Source organism: Herbaspirillum sp. 1173 (assembly GCF_031455335.1).
Classification (GTDB): Bacteria; Pseudomonadota; Gammaproteobacteria; order Burkholderiales; family Burkholderiaceae_D; genus Herbaspirillum; species Herbaspirillum huttiense.
Genome location: NZ_JAVDSP010000001.1, coordinates 352542 through 371149, shown reverse-complemented (window position 1 = coordinate 371149; position 18608 = coordinate 352542). Strand labels below are relative to the sequence as shown.

18 protein-coding genes are annotated in these 18608 nt (G+C 62.6%); 3 read left to right on the top strand and 15 right to left on the bottom strand.

The features are described from left to right. Positions 1 to 42: 42 nt before the first annotated feature. On the bottom strand, positions 43 to 789 hold the full coding sequence (locus J2X56_RS01740) for a hypothetical protein (protein ID WP_121040018.1): 747 nt from the start codon (positions 787 to 789) through the stop codon (positions 43 to 45). 371 nt (positions 790 to 1160) lie between these two features. Between J2X56_RS01740 and J2X56_RS01735 the strand changes: the two genes are divergently transcribed. Further along, positions 1161 to 1850, top strand: coding sequence for a response regulator transcription factor (locus J2X56_RS01735; RefSeq protein WP_039788247.1), 690 nt, complete (start codon positions 1161 to 1163; stop codon positions 1848 to 1850). Between the two features lies 1 nt (position 1851). Beyond that, on the top strand, positions 1852 to 3276 hold the full coding sequence (locus tag J2X56_RS01730; protein ID WP_039788249.1) for an ATP-binding protein: 1425 nt from the start codon (positions 1852 to 1854) through the stop codon (positions 3274 to 3276). 107 nt (positions 3277 to 3383) lie between these two features. Here the strand turns inward: J2X56_RS01730 and J2X56_RS01725 are convergent, their stop codons facing one another. The 5 genes from J2X56_RS01725 to J2X56_RS01705 form a co-directional block, all read right to left on the bottom strand. Then, positions 3384 to 4604: a serine hydrolase gene (locus J2X56_RS01725; protein WP_227022629.1), complete on the bottom strand. Its 1221-nt coding sequence runs from the start codon at positions 4602 to 4604 to the stop codon at positions 3384 to 3386. A 69-nt stretch (positions 4605 to 4673) separates the two neighbouring features. Beyond that, positions 4674 to 5585, bottom strand: coding sequence for an SPFH domain-containing protein (locus tag J2X56_RS01720; RefSeq protein WP_034336986.1), 912 nt, complete (start codon positions 5583 to 5585; stop codon positions 4674 to 4676). Between the two features lie 45 nt (positions 5586 to 5630). Then, entirely contained in the window at positions 5631 to 6065 is a 435-nt protein-coding gene (locus J2X56_RS01715; RefSeq protein ID WP_310157710.1) for an NfeD family protein, read from the bottom strand. 137 nt (positions 6066 to 6202) lie between these two features. Continuing rightward, complete coding sequence (gene ppsA, locus J2X56_RS01710) at positions 6203 to 8557, bottom strand: phosphoenolpyruvate synthase (RefSeq protein WP_240733890.1); 2355 nt, start codon at positions 8555 to 8557, stop codon at positions 6203 to 6205. 10 nt (positions 8558 to 8567) lie between these two features. Continuing rightward, positions 8568 to 8873, bottom strand: coding sequence for a hypothetical protein (locus tag J2X56_RS01705; RefSeq protein ID WP_084320188.1), 306 nt, complete (start codon positions 8871 to 8873; stop codon positions 8568 to 8570). 49 nt (positions 8874 to 8922) lie between these two features. Between J2X56_RS01705 and J2X56_RS01700 the strand changes: the two genes are divergently transcribed. Then, a complete protein-coding gene (locus J2X56_RS01700) occupies positions 8923 to 9777 on the top strand; it encodes a pyruvate, water dikinase regulatory protein (protein ID WP_039788257.1) in 855 nt (284 codons plus the stop codon). On the opposite strand, the gene J2X56_RS01695 is transcribed toward J2X56_RS01700, so the two are convergent. The 9 genes from J2X56_RS01695 to bamA all read right to left on the bottom strand — a co-directional run bounded on the left by J2X56_RS01695 (position 9758) and on the right by bamA (position 18455). After that, positions 9758 to 10252, bottom strand: coding sequence for a DUF6314 family protein (locus tag J2X56_RS01695; RefSeq protein ID WP_310157701.1), 495 nt, complete (start codon positions 10250 to 10252; stop codon positions 9758 to 9760). The genes J2X56_RS01700 and J2X56_RS01695 overlap by 20 nt on opposite strands. Positions 10253 to 10266: 14 nt before the next feature. After that, the gene (locus J2X56_RS01690; RefSeq protein WP_310157699.1) at positions 10267 to 11058 is read right to left on the bottom strand and encodes an RNA methyltransferase; all 792 of its coding nucleotides are present in this window, start codon (positions 11056 to 11058) and stop codon (positions 10267 to 10269) included. An 11-nt stretch (positions 11059 to 11069) separates the two neighbouring features. Beyond that, positions 11070 to 11702: a ribonuclease HII gene (rnhB, locus tag J2X56_RS01685; protein WP_310157696.1), complete on the bottom strand. Its 633-nt coding sequence runs from the start codon at positions 11700 to 11702 to the stop codon at positions 11070 to 11072. A gap of 59 nt (positions 11703 to 11761) precedes the next feature. Then, on the bottom strand, positions 11762 to 12937 hold the full coding sequence (lpxB, locus tag J2X56_RS01680; protein WP_310157693.1) for a lipid-A-disaccharide synthase: 1176 nt from the start codon (positions 12935 to 12937) through the stop codon (positions 11762 to 11764). After that, positions 12921 to 13709: an acyl-ACP--UDP-N-acetylglucosamine O-acyltransferase gene (lpxA, locus tag J2X56_RS01675; RefSeq protein WP_034332590.1), complete on the bottom strand. Its 789-nt coding sequence runs from the start codon at positions 13707 to 13709 to the stop codon at positions 12921 to 12923. Before lpxA ends, lpxB begins: the two co-directional genes overlap by 17 nt. Before the next feature lie 135 nt (positions 13710 to 13844). After that, positions 13845 to 14309 (bottom strand): 3-hydroxyacyl-ACP dehydratase FabZ, encoded by a 465-nt coding sequence (gene fabZ / locus J2X56_RS01670; protein ID WP_006462531.1) that lies wholly within the window; start codon positions 14307 to 14309, stop codon positions 13845 to 13847. After that, positions 14302 to 15390 (bottom strand): UDP-3-O-(3-hydroxymyristoyl)glucosamine N-acyltransferase, encoded by a 1089-nt coding sequence (gene lpxD / locus J2X56_RS01665; RefSeq protein WP_310157688.1) that lies wholly within the window; start codon positions 15388 to 15390, stop codon positions 14302 to 14304. Before lpxD ends, fabZ begins: the two co-directional genes overlap by 8 nt. 128 nt (positions 15391 to 15518) lie before the next feature. Beyond that, complete coding sequence (locus J2X56_RS01660) at positions 15519 to 16028, bottom strand: OmpH family outer membrane protein (RefSeq protein WP_227022628.1); 510 nt, start codon at positions 16026 to 16028, stop codon at positions 15519 to 15521. Positions 16029 to 16073: 45 nt separating this feature from the next. Further along, on the bottom strand, positions 16074 to 18455 hold the full coding sequence (bamA, locus tag J2X56_RS01655; protein WP_134135298.1) for an outer membrane protein assembly factor BamA: 2382 nt from the start codon (positions 18453 to 18455) through the stop codon (positions 16074 to 16076). Between the last annotated feature and the right edge of the window lie 153 nt (positions 18456 to 18608).

Sequence of the window (18608 nt, the reverse complement as noted above, 5' to 3'; positions counted from 1 at the left end):
GGCAGCTTAGCATGGCTGCCGGCCCGGGCACGGCCCTTCCCGTCACGCCGTGGTATCGATCAGGTTGCCGGTGGTCTTGCCTGCGGCCAGCTTGCTCTGCAGGCTTTGCAGGAAGCTCGAGAGCGAGGTCGTGGATGACGACGCGCCCAAGGAACTGAGGAGGTTGCTGAACGCACTTTCCAGCGAGGAGACGGTGCCGTCTCCTGAGCCTGCATCAGTGCCGCTGCTGCTGCCGGAGAGGCTGGAAATGAGGCTCTGGAGATCCGCCTCCAGCCCTCCTCCCGGTGGCGGCGGACGGCCGCCCGGTGTGTAGGCGCGTGCGGTGGTATCAGTACTGGTTGAACTGGTGGTACTGCTCGTGCTGCTCGTGCTGCTGGTATCGCTGGTGGCCGATACGCTGCTGGTGCTGCTGTCCGAGGAAGACGTGGAGCTGGCCGGGGGCGGTCCCGGCGGCGGATTGTTCTGGCCCTTCAGAGCCGCCATCAATTCCTGCAGGAAGGCATCGAGCTTGGAATCGACGTTGGCCGACGAGATGCTGCTGCTGGAGGAAGTGGTGGTCGCCGACGTGACCGAAGTGGCGCTGGTGGCCGAGCTGTCGAGATCGACGCCCAGCGCGGACAGGATATCCTTGAGCGCCCCGATGAGGCCCCCGCCCTTGTCACCACGCGGCGGCGGCGGTGGCGGCGCATCCATGCGCGGCGTGGCGCTGGTCGAAAAACCGCTGGTTCCGGACAACGCCGACAGATCGGCAAGACTGAAATTGCTGGACGACACGCTGCTGATGGCCATGACGGACTCCTTTTATTGTGCGCGATGCCCCGTGCATCGCTCCCTTGTACATGCCAAAAGTATCGGTCATCAAGACGTGTTAAGTTGATGCCTGCTGCGTAAAGCCGAGTAAAGTCTTGTTAAGCGCGCTCGTCCGGCCTCAGCGCCCCAGCCAGGCCCGGTGCGGGTTGCCGTCAGGCACTGATGAATGGAAAGCAAGAAAAATGCGAGTTCTCGCACTTTGACAGGCGGCGGCCGGCCGCGGTAAATGAATGTAAAGATGCAATTGTAAAGAAGGCCTGAAACACTTCTGCAAAACCTTTTACGGCATATTACGGGCTGCCGACGCCCTGCGGCCTGAAGGCAGGGCAATTCGAGAATGGAATGCAGCAATGTCTAAAGTGCTTTTGATCGACGATGACGTGGAGCTCGTCGAGATGCTCAAGGAATACCTGGAGCAGGAAAAATTCGAAGTCAACGTCGCCCATGACGGCGAAGCCGGTGCCGCCGAGGCGCTCACCGGCCAGTACGCCATCGCCGTGCTGGACGTGATGATGCCGCGCCTGAACGGTGTCGACACCCTGCGCCGCATCCGCGCCAAGAGCAACATGCCGGTCGTGATGCTGACCGCCAAGGGCGATGACACCGACCGCATCATCGGTCTGGAACTCGGTGCCGACGACTACGTCCCCAAGCCCTGCACGCCGCGCGAGATCGCTGCCCGCATCCGTGCCATCCTGCGTCGCGCCTCGGCCGAAAGCAGCGAGCAGGCGCCCTATTCGCCGCTGGCCGTGGGGGCCCTGTCGATGTGGCCGGAACAGCGCCGTGCCACCTGGAACGGCCGTCCGCTGGAACTGACCAGCAGCGAATTCAACCTGCTTGAAGTGCTGGCCCGCAATGCCGGCAAGCCGGTCAGCAAGCAGACCCTGTCGGAGCAAGGCCTGGGCCGTCCGCTGGCGCGCTTCGACCGCAACATCGACGTCCACCTCTCCAGCATCCGCCAGAAGATCGCCGCGCTGGGCAGCGACAAGAGCTGCATCCAGACCGTCTACCGCCTGGGCTACCAGTTCATCAAGGAATAAAGTGGGCCGGCTTTTCTGGAAGTTCTTCTTCTTCATTGCGATCGCCCAGATCACCGCCACCTTCGGCGTGGGCGTGCTGTTCTGGATCGAGAACCTGGAACGCAGCAACCGCAATTCGGAGATCGACCTCAGTCCACCGGCCTCCTTCATGATCCGCGCGGCCGCCGCCACCCTGCAGTTCGGCGGCCCGGAAGCCTTGCGCAGCCTGATCAACGAGGGGCGCCCGCATCGCCTGCAGCTGTATGCCGTGGATGAAGACAACCAGGACCTGATGGGCCGCGAAGTCTCGCCGCATCTGGTGGAACAGGCGCGCCGCGTGCTGGCCACCGAACGCGATCGCCGGGTGGTGGAACTGGTCAAGGCCGCCAATGGCCACAGCTACCTGATGTTCATTCCCACGCCCAACGACGAGTTCGGCCCGCCCCCGGGCGGCATGCCGGGCCGCGAGCCGCGTTACATGAAGGACAGGGGCGGACCCAAGCCGCTGTTCTTCCCGACCATGCCGATTGCCGTGGCGCTGGTGGCCAGTCTGGTGTTTGCGTTGCTGCTGGCCTGGTATTTCTCGCATCCGATCCGGCACCTCAAGAATGCCTTCAACCAGGCCGCCAACGGCAATCTGGACCAGGCGCTGGAACCGGTCATGAGCGCGCGCAACGATGAACTGGCCGACCTGGGACGCGACTTCGACGCCATGACGGCCAAGTTGCGTACCCTGATGGAAAGCCAGCGCCGCCTGTTGCACGATGTCTCGCACGAGCTGCGCTCGCCGATTGCGCGCCTGCAGATGGCCATCGGCCTGGCACGCGTGCAGGACAAGGACAAGCTGGAACTGACCCTGGAACGCATCGAACGCGAAAGCGTGCGCATGGACAAGCTGGTGGGCGAATTGCTGACCTTGTCGCGGCTGGAAGCCAACGTGCCCGGTTCGATGGAAGAAGCTATCGCCATCCAGGCCATGCTGGCCGACATGACCAATGACGCCAGCTTCGAGGCCGAGGCGCTGGGCAAGCGGGTGGAAAGCCGCATCGATTGCCGGGTGCAGGTCAAGGGCAATCCGGAATTGCTCTATCGCGCCATCGAGAACGTGCTGCGCAATGCCATCAAGCACACGGCACCCGAGACGGCCGTGCAATTCGTGGCCGAGATCGACGAGGTCAACAAGCTGCTGCACCTGTCCATCCTGGATCGCGGACCGGGTGTACCGGAAGAAGAAATGGACAGCATCTTCGAGCTGTTCTTCCGCAGCAGCCGCACCAAGAGCAACAGCGCCGGCCACGGACTGGGGCTCTCGATTGCACGGCGCATCGTCGAAGCGCACCAGGGCTTCATCCGCGCCGCCAATCGCAGCGACGGTGGCTTGCGGGTGGACATCACCCTGCCCTTCATGGCCGATGAGCCGGCACGCGGAGACACTGCCGAGATCTGAGCGCCGCCTCGCGGGCGACAAGCACGATATGAACGATATTCACCAAGACCAAGCCCCGTCCGGTTTCACGCCGGGCGGGGCTTTTCAATGGGCGTTTGCTGTATGAATTATTGTGCAGCAGAAGGCACCGCGGCCGGATTGACGATGGCATTCATCAACCCGCGCTGCACCGCCACCTGGAAGGCCTGCAACTCGCTCACGCCCTGCTCGGGTGGATAAGGAATCGGCAGGCGGTTCATCAGCACTGCCCAGGTCCAGCCATCGGCGCGCGATTGCAGGTAGGCGTACGTACCGGTGGTGAGGGCGCCGCTGTGGGAGAGGATCTCCACCCCATTGCTGCGGGTCACCACCCAGCCCAGGCCATAGTTGTTCTCGGCCTGTGCGGGATTGCGCTGCTTCATCAGTGCCAGCGTCTGCGGTTGCAGCAACGCAGCAACGCCCCGTCCCTGCGTCGCATCGGCAAAGCGTACCAGGTCGGCCGCCGTGGCGATCCAGCCCGCAGTGGCATCCATGGCCTTGAAATGCAGGGCCGAATAGGATTCCGGACCGGTGGCGCCACTGCCATCGCGATCGGCCACAGCGGGCCAGCGTGGATCGTCGTAGTAGACGGTCTCGTTGGCGGCGCGCTCGATGCGGCGGTCACCGGCGATGGCGGCGTCCTCCACCGCAGCGGGCTTGAAGACCAGTGCCTGCAACGCCTCTTCATAAGACATGCCGGACTTCTGCTCCACCAGGCGTCCCAGGACGTTGTAGGCAAAATTGCTGTAGAAATACTCCGTCCCAGGCGCTGCATCCAGCAGGCGCTGCTTGAGCACGTAGGCGATCACGTCGCGCGCCGAGGCCGGTGCGGCTACCTGGCGCGCCTTGGCGATGTTGACCAGGTCGTATTGCGGATCGTAATCGCTGCCACCCCAGCCGCTGGTGTGCTGCAACAGCTCGCGCAAGGTGATCTTCAGGACACGCTGGTCCAGGGGCTGGGCAAAGTCAGGATAGGCGGCGTCCGGCAGCAATCCTTCCGGACCGAACACGGGACGATCCAGGACCTGCGGCAGCTCCTTCTCGAACAGCTTCAGCACCGCCACCGCCGTGACCGGCTTGGAGACGCTGCCGATCCGAAAACGCGTCAGCGGCGTGACCGGCGTATTCGATTCGGTCACCGCCATGCCGTAGCCACGCTGGTAAACCAGCTTGCCTTGATAGGCGATGGCGATGCTGGCACCGGGCACGGGATATTGACCGAGCAATTGCGTCATCTGCTGGTCGACGCGTTCGGCCACGGCGGCCATGTCGGGGCTTTCCTGCGCCAGCACGGAAACGGAAGCGAGCATCAGGCCCGCCGCCATCAGTGCAGCCAGCGGTTTGCATGCAAAAACGGACGTGAAACGTGAATGCATGGCTTACTTCTGCTGCTTGACGACTTGCAGGGCCGAGGCGATCAGCCCGCTCATGTCCGCCAGGTTGGCCGGCACGATGATGGAGTTATTGGTCTTGGCCAGCTTGCCGAAGGCATCCACGTACTGCTCGGCGACCTTCAGGTTGACCGCATCCGAACCACCCGGCTGCTCGATGGCGGCGGCGGTCTTGCGGATCGCCTCGGCACTGGCTTCGGCGATGGCGAGGATGGCCGCAGCCTGGCCCTCGGCACGGTTGATGGAGGCCTGCTTCTCGCCTTCGGAACGGGCAATCGCGGCTTCGCGCTCACCGGTGGCGATGTTGATCTGTTCCTGCTTGCGACCCTCGGAGGCAGCGATCAGGGCGCGCTTTTCGCGTTCGGCGGTGATCTGGGCCTGCATGGCGTGCAGGATTTCCTTGGGCGGGGTCAGGTCCTTGATTTCATAGCGCAGCACCTTCACGCCCCAGTTCTCGGCCGATTCATCGATGGCGCTGACGATGGCGGTGTTGATGTGGTCGCGTTCCTCGAAGGTCTTGTCCAGTTCCATCTTGCCGATCACCGAGCGCAGCGTGGTCTGCGCCAGCTGGGTGATCGCCGCGATGTAGTTGGAGGAGCCGTAGGACGCGCGCATCGGGTCGGTGATCTGGAAATACAGGATGCCGTCGACCTGCAATTGCGTGTTGTCCTTGGTAATGCAGACCTGGGGCGGCACGTCCAGCGGGATTTCCTTGAGGATGTGCTTGTAGGCCACGCGGTCGATGAAGGGCACCACGATGTTCAGGCCAGGGGCCAGCGTGGCGTGGTATTTGCCCAGGCGCTCGACCACCCAGGCATGCTGCTGCGGGACCACCTTGACCGTCTGCACGACGAAGACAATGGCAAGGAAGAAGATGACCAGAGTGACGCTACCCAGCATGAAATTCTCCTGAAAACGAGAGGGGGGAAGAAGTGAAGACGCCGATCAACGCGGCGCAACCAGCAAGCGGCTGCCACGGATTTCACGGATGACGAAGCTGCCGGGACTGGCATGATGGCCGGGCAGCAGCTCGACATCCCACTGCGCACCGCGATAAGGTACGCGCGCCATGAACTGGTTGCCGTGCACCTGCCAGGCCGGGACCTCGACGCTCTGGCCGATATCGAGCAAGAGATTGGGATCGTCGTTGGCGCTGCTGCGCCGCAGCCGGCCATACTGGCTGCGGCGCAGACCGAGCACCGCCGCCACGCCGACCACGGCGGCCACCAGCAACTGCCATTCCAGCATCAAGCCGCACCAGGCGGCGACCGCACCGGCCACCAGTCCCAGCGCGATCATGAGCAGGTAAAAGGTGCCTGTGAAGAGTTCTGCACCCAGCAGCGCGCCGGCCAGCACCAGCCAGATAGCCCAGTCGGTCATTGTTGATTCCCCGTGAATGAAACTGCAAACAGCGCAAGTCTACCGCAGCTTGAGAACCTAAAAATAAAGGCGCGGACATTTCTGCCCGCGCCTTTCACTTCTTTCGAAGTTGGTCGTGAGTGACGCTTAAAGCTTCATCACTTCTTGGCCAGCTGCTGCCAGGTGTCGATGACGGTATCGGGATTCAGCGAGATGGACTCGATGCCCTGCTCCATCAGCCATTCGGCGAAGTCCGGATGGTCCGAAGGACCCTGGCCGCAGATACCGACGTACTTGCCCTTTTCGCGGCAGGTAGCGATGACCTTGGTCAGCAAGGCCTGCACGGCCGGATCGCGCTCGTCGAAGTCGGCGGCCAGCAGTTCCATGCCGGAATCGCGGTCCAGGCCCAGGGTCAGCTGGGTCAGGTCGTTGGAACCGATGGAGAAGCCGTCGAAGTGTTCCAGGAACTGCTCAGCCAGGATGGCATTGGACGGGACTTCGCACATCATGATGACGCGCAGGCCGTTCTCGCCACGCTTCAGGCCATACTTGCCCAGCAGACCAATGACCTTCTCGGCCTGGCCCAGGGTACGCACGAAGGGCACCATCACCTCGACGTTGGTCAGGCCCATGTCTTCACGCACGCGCTTCATGGCCTGGCATTCCATCTGGAAGGCTTCGGCGAAGTCGTGGGCCAGGTAACGCGCGGCGCCACGGAAGCCCAGCATCGGGTTTTCTTCGTCCGGCTCGTAGCGCGAACCGCCGATCAGCTTCTTGTACTCGTTGGACTTGAAGTCCGACAGGCGCACGATCACCGGCTTGGGCCAGAAGGCCGCAGCGATGGTGGCGATGCCTTCAGCCAGCTTGTCAACGTAGAAGGCCTTGGGCGAGGCATGGCCACGGGCGACCGATTCGACGGCCTTCTTCAGGTCGGCGTCGATGTTCGGATATTCCAGAATGGCCTTGGGGTGCACGCCGATGTTGTTGTTGATGATGAATTCCAGACGCGCCAGGCCGACACCGCCGTTGGGGATCGACTGGAAGTCGAAAGCCAGCTGCGGGTTGCCCACGTTCATCATCACCTTCAGCGGGATCGGCGGCAGTTCGCCACGGGCCACTTCGGTCACTTCGGTTTCCAGCAGGCCATCATAGATCTTGCCTTCGTCGCCTTCGGCGCAGGAGACCGTCACCAGGGTGCCATCCTTGAGCACTTCGGTGGCATCGCCGCAGCCGACCACGGCCGGCACGCCCAACTCACGCGCGATGATGGCGGCGTGACAGGTACGGCCACCACGGTTGGTGACGATGGCCGAGGCACGCTTCATGACCGGTTCCCAGTTGGGGTCGGTCATGTCAGCCACCAGCACGTCGCCGGGCTGCACACGTTCCATTTCAGCCGGGTCGCTGATGACGCGCACCGGACCGGCGCCAATCTTCTGGCCGATGGCACGGCCGGTGGCCAGCACGGTGCCCGAGCTCTTGAGCTTGAAGCGCTGCTGCGCATCGGTCGCCTTCTGCTGCGACTTCACGGTTTCCGGACGGGCCTGCAGGATGTAGAGCTTGCCATCGCGGCCGTCCTTGCCCCATTCGATGTCCATCGGACGCTGGTAGTGCTTCTCGATGATGGTGGCGTACTTGGCCAGTTCCACCACTTCGGCGTCGGTCAGGGAATAGCGGTTGCGCAGTTCCACCGGTACATCCACGGTCTTGACCGAACGTCCGGCCTTGGCTTCGCCGGTGAATTCCATCTTGATCAGCTTGGAACCCAGGTTGCGGCGGATCACCGGCTGCTTGCCCAGTTCCAGCATGGGCTTGTGGACGTAGTATTCGTCCGGGTTGACGGCACCCTGCACCACGGTCTCACCCAGGCCATAGCTGGAGGTGATGAAGACCACATCCTTGAAGCCGGATTCGGTGTCGATGGTGAACATCACGCCCGCCGCGCCCACGTCCGAACGGACCATGCGCTGCACGCCGGCCGACAAGGCCACTTCGGCGTGCGTGAAACCCTTGTGGACGCGATAGGAGATCGCGCGGTCGTTGTAGAGCGAGGCGAAGACGTGCTTCATCGCTTCGAGCACGTTGTCGATGCCGACCACGTTCAGGAAGGTTTCCTGCTGGCCGGCGAAGGACGCGTCAGGCAAGTCTTCTGCGGTGGCGGAGGAACGCACGGCGAAGGACATCTCGGCGGTCGAATCGGCCACCAGCTTGTCGTAGAAGGCACGGATTTCCTGGTCCAGGCGGGGCTGGAACGGGGTCTCGATGATCCATTGACGGATCTCGGCACCGGCTTGCGCCAGCGAACGCACGTCGTCGATGTCCAGGCCTTCGAGGCGCTGGGCAATGCGGGCGGCCAGGGTCGGGCCGCCATCGGCGCTGTGCTCCAGGAAATCACGGAAAGCTTGCGCAGTCGTGGCGAAACCGCCCGGCACGCGTACACCCGCGCCGGCCAGCTGGGAAATCATTTCTCCCAGCGATGCGTTTTTGCCACCGACGGACTCGACGTCCGTCATGCGAAGAGTTTCAAAGGAGGCTACGTATACCGCCCCCTGGGTGTTTACTGCGTTGGACATGACAACCCCTAGCTTGATGATAAGAAATCTTCGCGGGCGCGGCATGGGTCGGTTTATTTTTGTTATTCTGCGACGGTTGCGGCAGCAGGTGCGGCTTCGAGGACCAGCCCAGGGACAGCATCAGGCGCGCAGCCACACCGAGGACGTTTGCCATTGCAAACATCATCAGGAATTCGGGCAAATTGCGCAGCGACATGACGGTCATCAAGATGGGCTTCTCGAAATTGTTGCCAAGCATTGTACCGCGTGAAATCATTTTTGTTCGTAGCACCCAATACTTTTTCTATTTTCCAAAAGACAACTAAATGCTCGACCCCATGCCGATCCCGCACCCTTCCCCCGTCGTGGCCGCCAACCGCACCGTGTTCTTCGTCTCCGACGGTACCGGGATCACTGCGGAGACCTTCGGGCATTCGGTGCTGAGCCAGTTCGAGCTGCGTTTCAAGCAGATCCGCCTGCCCTTCATCGATACCCTGGAAAAGGCCCACGACGCCACCCGCAAGATCAATGAAGCCTATGCGGTGGATGGCAAGCTGCCCATCGTCTTCTCCACGCTGGTGAAATCGGAACTGTCCTCGGTGATCCGGCGCGCCAAGGCCATGCACATGGACCTGTTCCAGACCTTCGTGGAGCCGCTGGAGCAGGAACTGGAGATGAAGTCCACCCACACCATCGGCCGCAGCCACAACACCACCGATTCCGAGGAATATCGCAACCGCATCGAGGCCATCAATTTCTCGCTGGCACACGATGACGGCCAGTCCAACAAGAACCTGTCGGAAGCCGACGTGATCCTGGTGGGCGTGTCGCGCTCGGGCAAGACCCCGACCAGCCTGTACCTGGCCATGCAGTTCGGCATCAAGTGCGCCAACTATCCGCTGATCCCGGAAGACTTCGAACGCGAAAAGCTGCCCAGCGGGCTGGTGCTGCACAAGAAGAAGATCTTCGGCCTGACCATCGCCGCCGAACGCCTCTCGGAAGTGCGCAATGAACGCCGTCCCGGCAGCAAGTACGCCGCGCTGGAAAATTGCCGCTATGAAATCAATGAGGCCGAGAAGATGATGCGCCGCGAAGGGATACGCTGGATGTCGTCGACCACCAAGTCCATCGAGGAAATCGCCGCCACCATCCTGCAGGAGATCAAGCTGGAGACGCGCTGACCGACTGTCGGCGTGAAAATTCAGTGCGCACGCGGGTGCGCTTCTTCGGGCCGTTGATGGTGGTTTCCATGGTGAAGGAGTCTTCACCATGGGCTGTATACACCGCGGTATAGCAGTCCGGGCCGCACAGGTGATCGGCGGCCGGTATCAGTTCCTGTCCACGCAACAGATAGTCCTGATAAGGCTGGCCGACACGCTCGCCGTCAGCGAACAGCACGCACAGGCGGTCCGGGCCGAAGCGATAGTCAAAGACGCGGGAAAACGGAATCAAGCGGCCGGGCGCGCTGGTCATGCGCAGCTGGCCATGCTCGCGGTAGACCAACTGCCCCCGCACCTCGCCTCTAGTGAAACTTAGTTCACCTGACGCCGTCGCTTGCGGGCTTTCGCTGCCTTCCCAGATAGTGCGGCTGAAGATCCATTCCCCGAGGAAGTAATCGGCCATGGCGGCCAGATCGGCGGGGACAAAGGCAGCCATGATGCGCTCCACCCTCAGCGCCCGACGGTACGCTGGCGCAGTTGTTCGAACAGGCAGACCGCCGCTGCCGCCGCCACGTTGAGCGATTCCATCTCGCCCAGGTGCGGGATCACCACTTCATGGGTGGCCGCATCCTGCAAGGCCGGCGACACGCCCTGCCCTTCATGCCCCAGCAGCCAGGCCACCGGACCGGAGAGGTCGCAATCGTAAATGGTCTGGGCCGCGTGCGAGCTGGTGGCCAGCAAGGGGATGCGGCTGGCGGCGCACAGGGCGACCAGGTCGGCACTCTCGAAGATGTCCAGCACGAAATGCGCGCCCATGCCGGCCCGCAGCACCTTGGGCGACCAGGCCGCTGCCGTGCCGGGTGAACAGAACACTTGCTTCACGCCTGCCGCAGCGGCGCTGCGCAGAATGGAGCCGAGATTGCCCGGATCCTGCAGACCATCGAGGAGCACCGCCGATTCCTTCAATTGCGCCGGGGCCACCGGCTCGGGGGTAGTCACCAGCAACAGCAAGCCCACGCCGTTCTCCACGGTACTGATGGCGTCATACAGCTTGTCAGCCAGCACCAGGCATTGCGCGTGCAAAGCTTCACATTGCGCCAGGATGGGCGCTACTTCCGGGTGATACTGGGCGCTCTCGGCCACCACGCACACCTGCGGCGCGCCGCGATGCTGCAGCCACGCCTGCGCCAGATGCACGCCATCCAGCAGGCTCTGACCGGCGCGGCGGCGGGCCTGGCTGCTGGTGGCCAGTTGCTTCAAATCCTTGAAGACCGGGTTGTCCTTGGAAGTGATCAGTTTCATGCCTGTCTCGCTCACGCCATCACCACCGTCTGGCCGGACAGCAAGGCCCTGACCGGCGCATAGGAGCGCCGATGCACCGGCGAGACGCCATGCAGGCGCAGCATCTCCAGGTGCAGCGGGGTCGGATAGCCCTTGTGGCGGTCGAAACCGTAGTGTGGATAGGTGTCATGCAAGACCAGCAGCGCCGCATCGCGCGCGGTCTTGGCGAGGATGGAGGCGGCCGAGATGGCCGGCACCTTGTCGTCGCCCTTGACGATGGCTTCGGAGCGGATGCTCATGACCGGGCAGCGGTTGCCATCGATCAGGGCCAGCGTGGGCAGCGTGGAGAGTGCCTCCACCGCGCGGCGCATGGCCAGCATGCTGGCGTGCAGGATGTTGAGCTCGTCGATCTCCTGCTCGTTGCAGGAGGCAATGGCCCAGGCCAGCGCCGATTCCTTGATCTCCAGCGCCAGGCTGTCGCGCGCGGCTTCGGAAAGCTTCTTGGAGTCGCGCAGGTCCTTGACCGGACGCGCCGGATCGAGGATCACGGCGGCTGCGAACACCGGACCCGCCAGCGGACCACGGCCGGCCTCATCGACGCCGCAGATGATCTCGCCGGTATAGTCGTCAAACAAAGCCAGGGTCTGGGGGGCCGCCTTGGGCATAGCAATTTCCTTCATCAAACTCTCACACGGATCGCCGCAGCGATCCTTCTTTCGGCCCGTCAACGACGACGCGCGCCAATGACTTCACAGACCGCATTGGCGCTCTCCCGGCTGGTATCGCGCAGCAGGGACTGGTGCATGTCGGCAAAGCGCCGCACCAGCCGCTGCTGGTGCGCATGGTCTTCCAGCTGGTGCCACATGGCATCGGCCAGGGCCTGGGGCGTGGCCTGGTGCTGCAGCAGTTCCGGCACCAGGAAGTCGCGCGCCAGGATATTGGGCAGGCCCACCCAGGGCTGGTAAGCCATGTGCCGCATGATCTGGTACGAGGCCCAGTTGACCTTGTAGGAGATCACCATCGGCTTCTTGTACAAGGCCACTTCCAGCGAGGCCGTGCCCGAGGCCACCAGCACCGCATCGGAGGCTTCCATCGCACTGTGCGACTGGCCACGGATGACGCTGATGCCAAGATCTTCATATCCGCCCTGGCGAATCTGCTCTTCAAAAAAGGCCATCTGCCGGTCACCCGCCATGGGCGTGATGAACTGCAATTGGGGGTCGCGCTGCCGCAACAGCCGTGCCGCGGCGAGGAAACCTTCGCCGTTCTGCTTCAGTTCGCTCATGCGGCTGCCCGGCAGGATGGCCACCACCCTGCCCGGCCCCGCCAGTCCGAGGCGCTGGCGTGCGCCTGCGGTATCCGGTTGCAGCGGGATCACCTCGGCCAGCGGATGGCCGACATAGGTCACCGGAACGCCCGCCTGCCGGTACAGGTTTTCCTCGAAGGGAAAGATCACCAGCATGTGCGACACCGCACGCTGGATCTTCTTGACGCGCCAGCCGCGCCAGGCCCAGATCTGCGGGCCGATGAAGTGGATGGTCGGGATGCCGGCCTTCTTGAGCTGTTCTTCCAGACCCAGGTTGAAGCCGGGATAGTCCACACCCACGAAAACATCCGGCCGGTCCGCCAGCAGCTTGTCACGCAGCGACTCCTGGATGCCCTTGATCTCGCGGTAGCGCGGAATCACCTCGAACAGGCCACGCACCGTCAGCTTGTCCATCGGCCAGTCGCTGGTAAAGCCGTGCGCCATCATGTGCTCGCCACCAATACCGTGCAGGCGCACTTCCGGCAGACGCTCGCGCACGCCGGCCAACAGGCGGCTGCCCAGCAGGTCGCCCGAGCTTTCGCCGGCCACCAGTGCGATCGACTGGCGGCGCGTGATGTCAGCGGATGATGCCACGGGCCGAAGCCTCGATGAACTCGCGCAGCAGGCGGATGTGCTCGGCGCTGTGGGCCGACTTGGCTTCCATGTCCGCCAGTTGCTGCTTGGCTTCTTCCAGCGGCAGGCCGGCGCGGTAGATCAGCTTGTAGGCGCGCTTGATCTCCATGATCTGCTCGCTGGTGAAGCCACGGCGCTTCAAGCCCTCGCTGTTGATGCCGGCCGGAACGGCACGGTTGCCGGCCGCCGTCACGAAGGGCGGCACGTCCTGGCTCACGGCCGCCGTAAAGGCCGTCATGGCATGGGCGCCGATATGGCAGAACTGGTGCACGGTGGTGAAACCGCCCAGGAACACGTGGTCGCCCAGGTGCACGTGGCCGGCCAGCGTGGCATTGTTGGCCAGGATGATGTGGCTGCCCAGCTGGCAGTCGTGCGCCAGGTGGACGTAGGCCATGATCCAGTTGTCATTGCCGATGCGGGTTGCGCCGCCATCCTGCACGGTACCCCGGTTGAAGGTGACGAATTCGCGGATGGTGTTGCGGTCGCCGATCTCCATGGTGGTGGGTTCGCCGGCGTACTTCTTGTCCTGCGGTGCGGCGCCAATGGAGGCGAACTGGAAAATCTCGTTGTCACGGCCAATGGTGGTGTGGCCTTCGATCACCACGTGGGGACCGATGCGCGTGCCCGCGCCGATGCGCACGTCAGGACCGATGACGGCATAGGCGCCGATCTCGACCGATTCGTCGATCTGCGCTCCGGGGGCAATCACTGCGCTGGGATGGATCTTGGACATGTCCTGTGCTTCGATGGGTTCACTTGTTGCACATCTTGCAATGAAGCAATCTGCACAATGAATCAGGCCCGGCGCGATCTTGCCGATCACCGCCGGGCCTGGCTTGATGCGTCAAGCCTGCAGGCAGGCCTGGGGTCAGGCGCTCTGGCTGGCGTCGGCGGCGCTGCGCATGGTGCACATCAGGTCGCCTTCCACAGCCACCTGGCCGTCCACGGTGGCCACGGCACGGTATTTCCAGATGCCACGGGCACGGCGGGTGATTTCCACTTCCATCTTGAGCTGATCGCCCGGTTCCACCGGACGCTTGAAGCGGGCATTGTCGATGCCGACGAAGTAGACCACGGTGTTCTCGTCGGGCTTGCGGCCTTCGGTCAGGAAGGACAGCAGCGCAGCGGTCTGGGCCAGCGCCTCGATCATCAGCACGCCCGGCATCACCGGCTTGTGCGGGAAGTGGCCGTTGAAGAATTCTTCATTCACGGTCACGTTCTTGATCGCGGTGATGGTCTTGCCGCTCTCCCAGTTCAGCACGCGATCAACCAGCAGCAGCGGATAACGGTGCGGCAGGTACTGTTTGATTTGATTGATGTCGAGGCTATTCATTCTCTTCTTGATTCTCTGAAAGCGGGGCTTGGCCTGCTTGTTCTTGTGTCAACGTTTTAAGCGATTTTTCCAACGCCCGGATTTTCTCACGCATCGTGCCCAGATTGCGCACCAATGCAGCTGATTTTTCCCAGTCGCGGTGTTCGGTGATGGGATAGAAGCCGGTGTATTGCCCCGGCTCAAGAATCGAACGCAGGGCCAGGGTACCGGCCGAGACGTGCACCTTGTCCACGATGGTGATGTGGCCATGGATCATGGCCGCGCCGCCGATGGAGCAGTATTTGCCGATTTTCGCGCTGCCGGCGATGCCGGCACAGGCGGCAATGGCAGTATGGGCGCCGATATGGCAGTTGTGGGCGATCTGGATCTGGTTGTCGAGCTTGACGCCCTCCTCGATCACGGTATCGGCCAAGGCACCGCGGTCGATGGTGGTATTGGCGCCGATTTCGACGTCATCGCCGATCATGACACGGCCAACTTGCGGAATTTTGATCCATTGCCCGGCTTCGTTGGCGAAACCGAAGCCATCGGCCCCGATCACCGCGCCCGAATGGACGATGCCACGCGCCCCGATCTCGCAGGCGTGATGCAGGGTGGCACGGGCGTGGAAATGGGTGTCGTCACCGACCTTGGCGTGGTGGCCGATGAAGCTGCCGGCGTCGATACGGGCGCGGGCACCGATGACGGCACCTGCTTCGATCACCACCAGCGGGCCGATGACCGCATCCGGTGCGACCTGGGCCGATGGATCGACCACGGCGCTGGCATGGATGCCGGCAGGCGCGCGCACTTCGGCCTGAGCCTGAAACAGCTGGGCCGCGCGGGCGAAATAGGCGTAAGGATTGCGGGTGACGATGCGGGCACCGGCATAGCCCTGCACCTGGGCGTCGTCCGTCTCGGACAGGATCAGCGCCGCCGCCTGGGTCTGGTCGGCTTGCGCACGGAACTTGGGATTGGAAAGGAAAGTGATGTGGCTGGCACCGGCGGCATCCAGCGGCGCGATGCCATCGACCGCGATGGTCGCATCACCCTTCAGCTGACCGCCCAGGCGCTCGACCAGTTGCTGCAGTCGAATACTCATCTTGGCTTTTCCGAATGGTAGGCGTTGCTTGGCTTACGGTAGAACAAAGGCCGCCCTGAAGGCAGCCCCTGAAGCGACATGCGGGCGCAGGACGTTGCCGCCCGGCGCCCGCATGGTGAAGGCGGCAATTACTTGGCCAGTTCCTTCAGGACCTTGTCGGTAATGTCGATGCGCTTGGAAGCATAGACGGCTTCCTGGAAGACGATGTCGTACTTCTCGGCTTCGGCGATCTGGCGGATCACCTTGTTGGTGCGCTCCAGGACCACGGCCAGTTCCTCATTGCGGCGCTGGTTCAGGTCTTCGCGGAATTCACGCTGCTTGCGCTGGAATTCCTTGTCCAGGTCGGACAGGTCACGCTGGCGCTTGGCGCGGTCGGAATCCGACAGCACGGCAGCATCCTTGTCCAGCTTGTCGGACTGGGCCTTCAGGCGCGCAGCCATGTCTTGCAGGTCACGGTCACGCTTGGCGAACTCGGCTTCCAGCTTGGTTTGTGCGGCCTTGGCAGGCGCCGCTTCGCGGAAGATGCGCTCGGTGCTCACGAAGGCGATTTTCGAGCTTTCCTGCGCGTGGGCGGGGGCAAAGCTCAACAGGCAGGCAGCCATCACGATGGTCTGCAGGGACAGGAACGATTTGGTCATGAACTTCAAGATTACTCTCCGTATTACGAATCAATGATGACCGCTTTAGAAGCCGGTACCCAGTTGGAACTGGAAGGTTTGAGACTTGTCACCCGCCTTCAGGTTCAATGGCTTGCCGAAGCTCAGCTTCAGCGGACCGATCGGCGACACCCAGCTGATACCGACACCGGCCGAATAGCGCAGGTCGTTGAGCTTGATGTTTTCGCCGTCGGCGAAGACGTTGCCGCCGTCAAAGAAGGTGAACCAGCGCAGCGTGCGGTCCTGGCCCGAACCCGGGAACGGGAACTGCAGTTCGGCATTGCCGTACAGACGCGAAGCGCCGCCCATGGAGTCACCGTACTGGTCCTTCAGGCTACCCAGCGAGGACGCTTCATAGCCGCGCACGGTGCCGATACCGCCGGCGTAGTAGTTCTTGAACACCGGGTACGGCTTGCTGCCCAGGCCGCGGCCGTAGTCGACTTCGCCATTCAGCGCCAGAGTCACGGCCTTGCTGAAGAACGGCTGGAAGTACTGCTGCTGGTAGCTGGCACGGTAGTACTTCAGGGTGCCCACATAGGAGACCTCGAAGTTGGCGCGCTGATAGCGGCCGGTGGTCGGCACCAGGGCCGAGTCACGGCCGTCACGCTGCCATGCCACGGTCAGCGGGATGCTGGTGGTACGGGCGCTGCCAATACCGCAAGTCGCGGTCGACGACACGTCAGTTACGTTACAACCGGAACCGCCCACGCCGCCGAAGTCACGCACGTACTGGCGATACAGCGTCGGGCTGGTGTTGTCGGTGCTGACGTTGGTGTTTTCCACGCCAATACCGAAGAACACGCGGTCCAGTTCCGAGAACGGCACACCGAACTTGATGCTGCCGCCCAGCGTCTTGACGCGGTAGTCACCGGTCGTATAGACCGACGGACGAATCGTGCGCAGGTAGATTTCGTAGGTGCGGCTGATGCCGTCATCCGTGAAATACGGATTGGTGGTCGACAGCGAGATCGTGCGATAGCGCGAGCTGGTGTTGATGTCGATACCGACGGTGTTGCCGCTGCCGAAGGCGTTTTCCTGCGAGATCGAGCCGGTCAGGCTCAGCTTGTCGGACTGCGAGAAGCCGGCACCGACCATGATGTTGCCGGTCGGCTTTTCCTCGACCTTCATGTTCACATCAACCTGGTCGCTGGTGCCCGGCACTTCAGGCGTATCCACGGTCACTTCCTTGAAGTAGCCCAGACGGTCGACGCGATCGCGCGAAAGCTTGATCTTCTCGCCGTCGTACCAGGAATCCTCGAACTGGCGGAATTCGCGGCGGATCACTTCATCGCGGGTCTTGGTGTTGCCGGCGATGTTGACGTGACGCACGTAGACGCGCTTGCCCGGGTCGACCATGATGGTGAAGGCAACTTCCTTCTTCTCGCGGTCCACATTGGGGTTGGCGTTGACGTTGGCGAAGGCGTAACCGAAGTTGCCCAGGCGTTCACCGATCTTCTTGGTGCTGTCGGTCAGCTTGGCGCCGGAATAGACGTCGCCCTTCTTCAGCTGCACCAGCTTGGCCAGTTCCGGCTCCATGCCGAACATCTCGCCTTCCAGCTTGATGTCGGAGACGGTGTACTTCTCACCTTCCTTGATGTTGACGGTGATGTAGATGTCTTTCTTGTCGGGCGTGATCGACACCTGGGTCGATTCGACCTGCATCTCCAGATAGCCACGGTCCAGGTAGTAGGAGCGCAGGGTTTCGATGTCGCCCTGCAGCTTTTCCTTGGAGTACTGGTCGGCCTTGGTGTACCAGGTGAACCAGCCCGGGGTGGTCAGCTTGATCTGGTCGCGCAGGGTGCTGTCGGAGAACACCTTGTTGCCGACGAAGTTGATCTGCTTGATGCGCGAAACTTCACCTTCATCCACGGCGAAGGTAATGGCGACGCGATTGCGCTCGACCGGCGTGACGGTGGTCGACACCTTGGCACCATACAGGCCGCGCGACAGGTACTGACGCTTCAGTTCCTGCTCGGCGCGATCGACCTGCGAACGGTCGAAGATGCGCGACTCGGCGACACCGATTTCCTTCAGGGCCTTGGTCAGCTGCTCCTTGTCGAATTCCTTGATGCCGGAGAAGTCGACGCTGGCAATGGCCGGGCGTTCGACCACCTGCACCACCAGCACGTCGCCTTCGGCTTCGATGCGCACGTCACGGAAGAATCCGGTGGCGTACAACGCCTTGATGGCGGCGGTGGCCTTTTCATCGTTGAAGGTATCGCCCACGCGCACCGGCAGGTAGCTGAAGACGGTACCGGCTTCGGTACGCTGAATGCCTTCGACGCGGATATCCTTGACCACGAACGGCGTGATGGCCATGGCCTGGCTGGAGCACAGGGCAAAGGCGGCAGCGGCAATCAGGCGACGGGAGAGAGTCGGAATGGGATGTTGCGCAGGGTGTAATTTCATCTATCGTTCATCAACAGTTTTTCGCTGCGGCACTGCCTGACATGATGCTGGTAAGCAATTGAAAACGGATTCCTGATCCATTGCCAATTGCTTAACAACTGCCATCGGGGTTGGCCGGCAAATGTAAAAAATCCGGTCTTTCTGGCCGCCCCG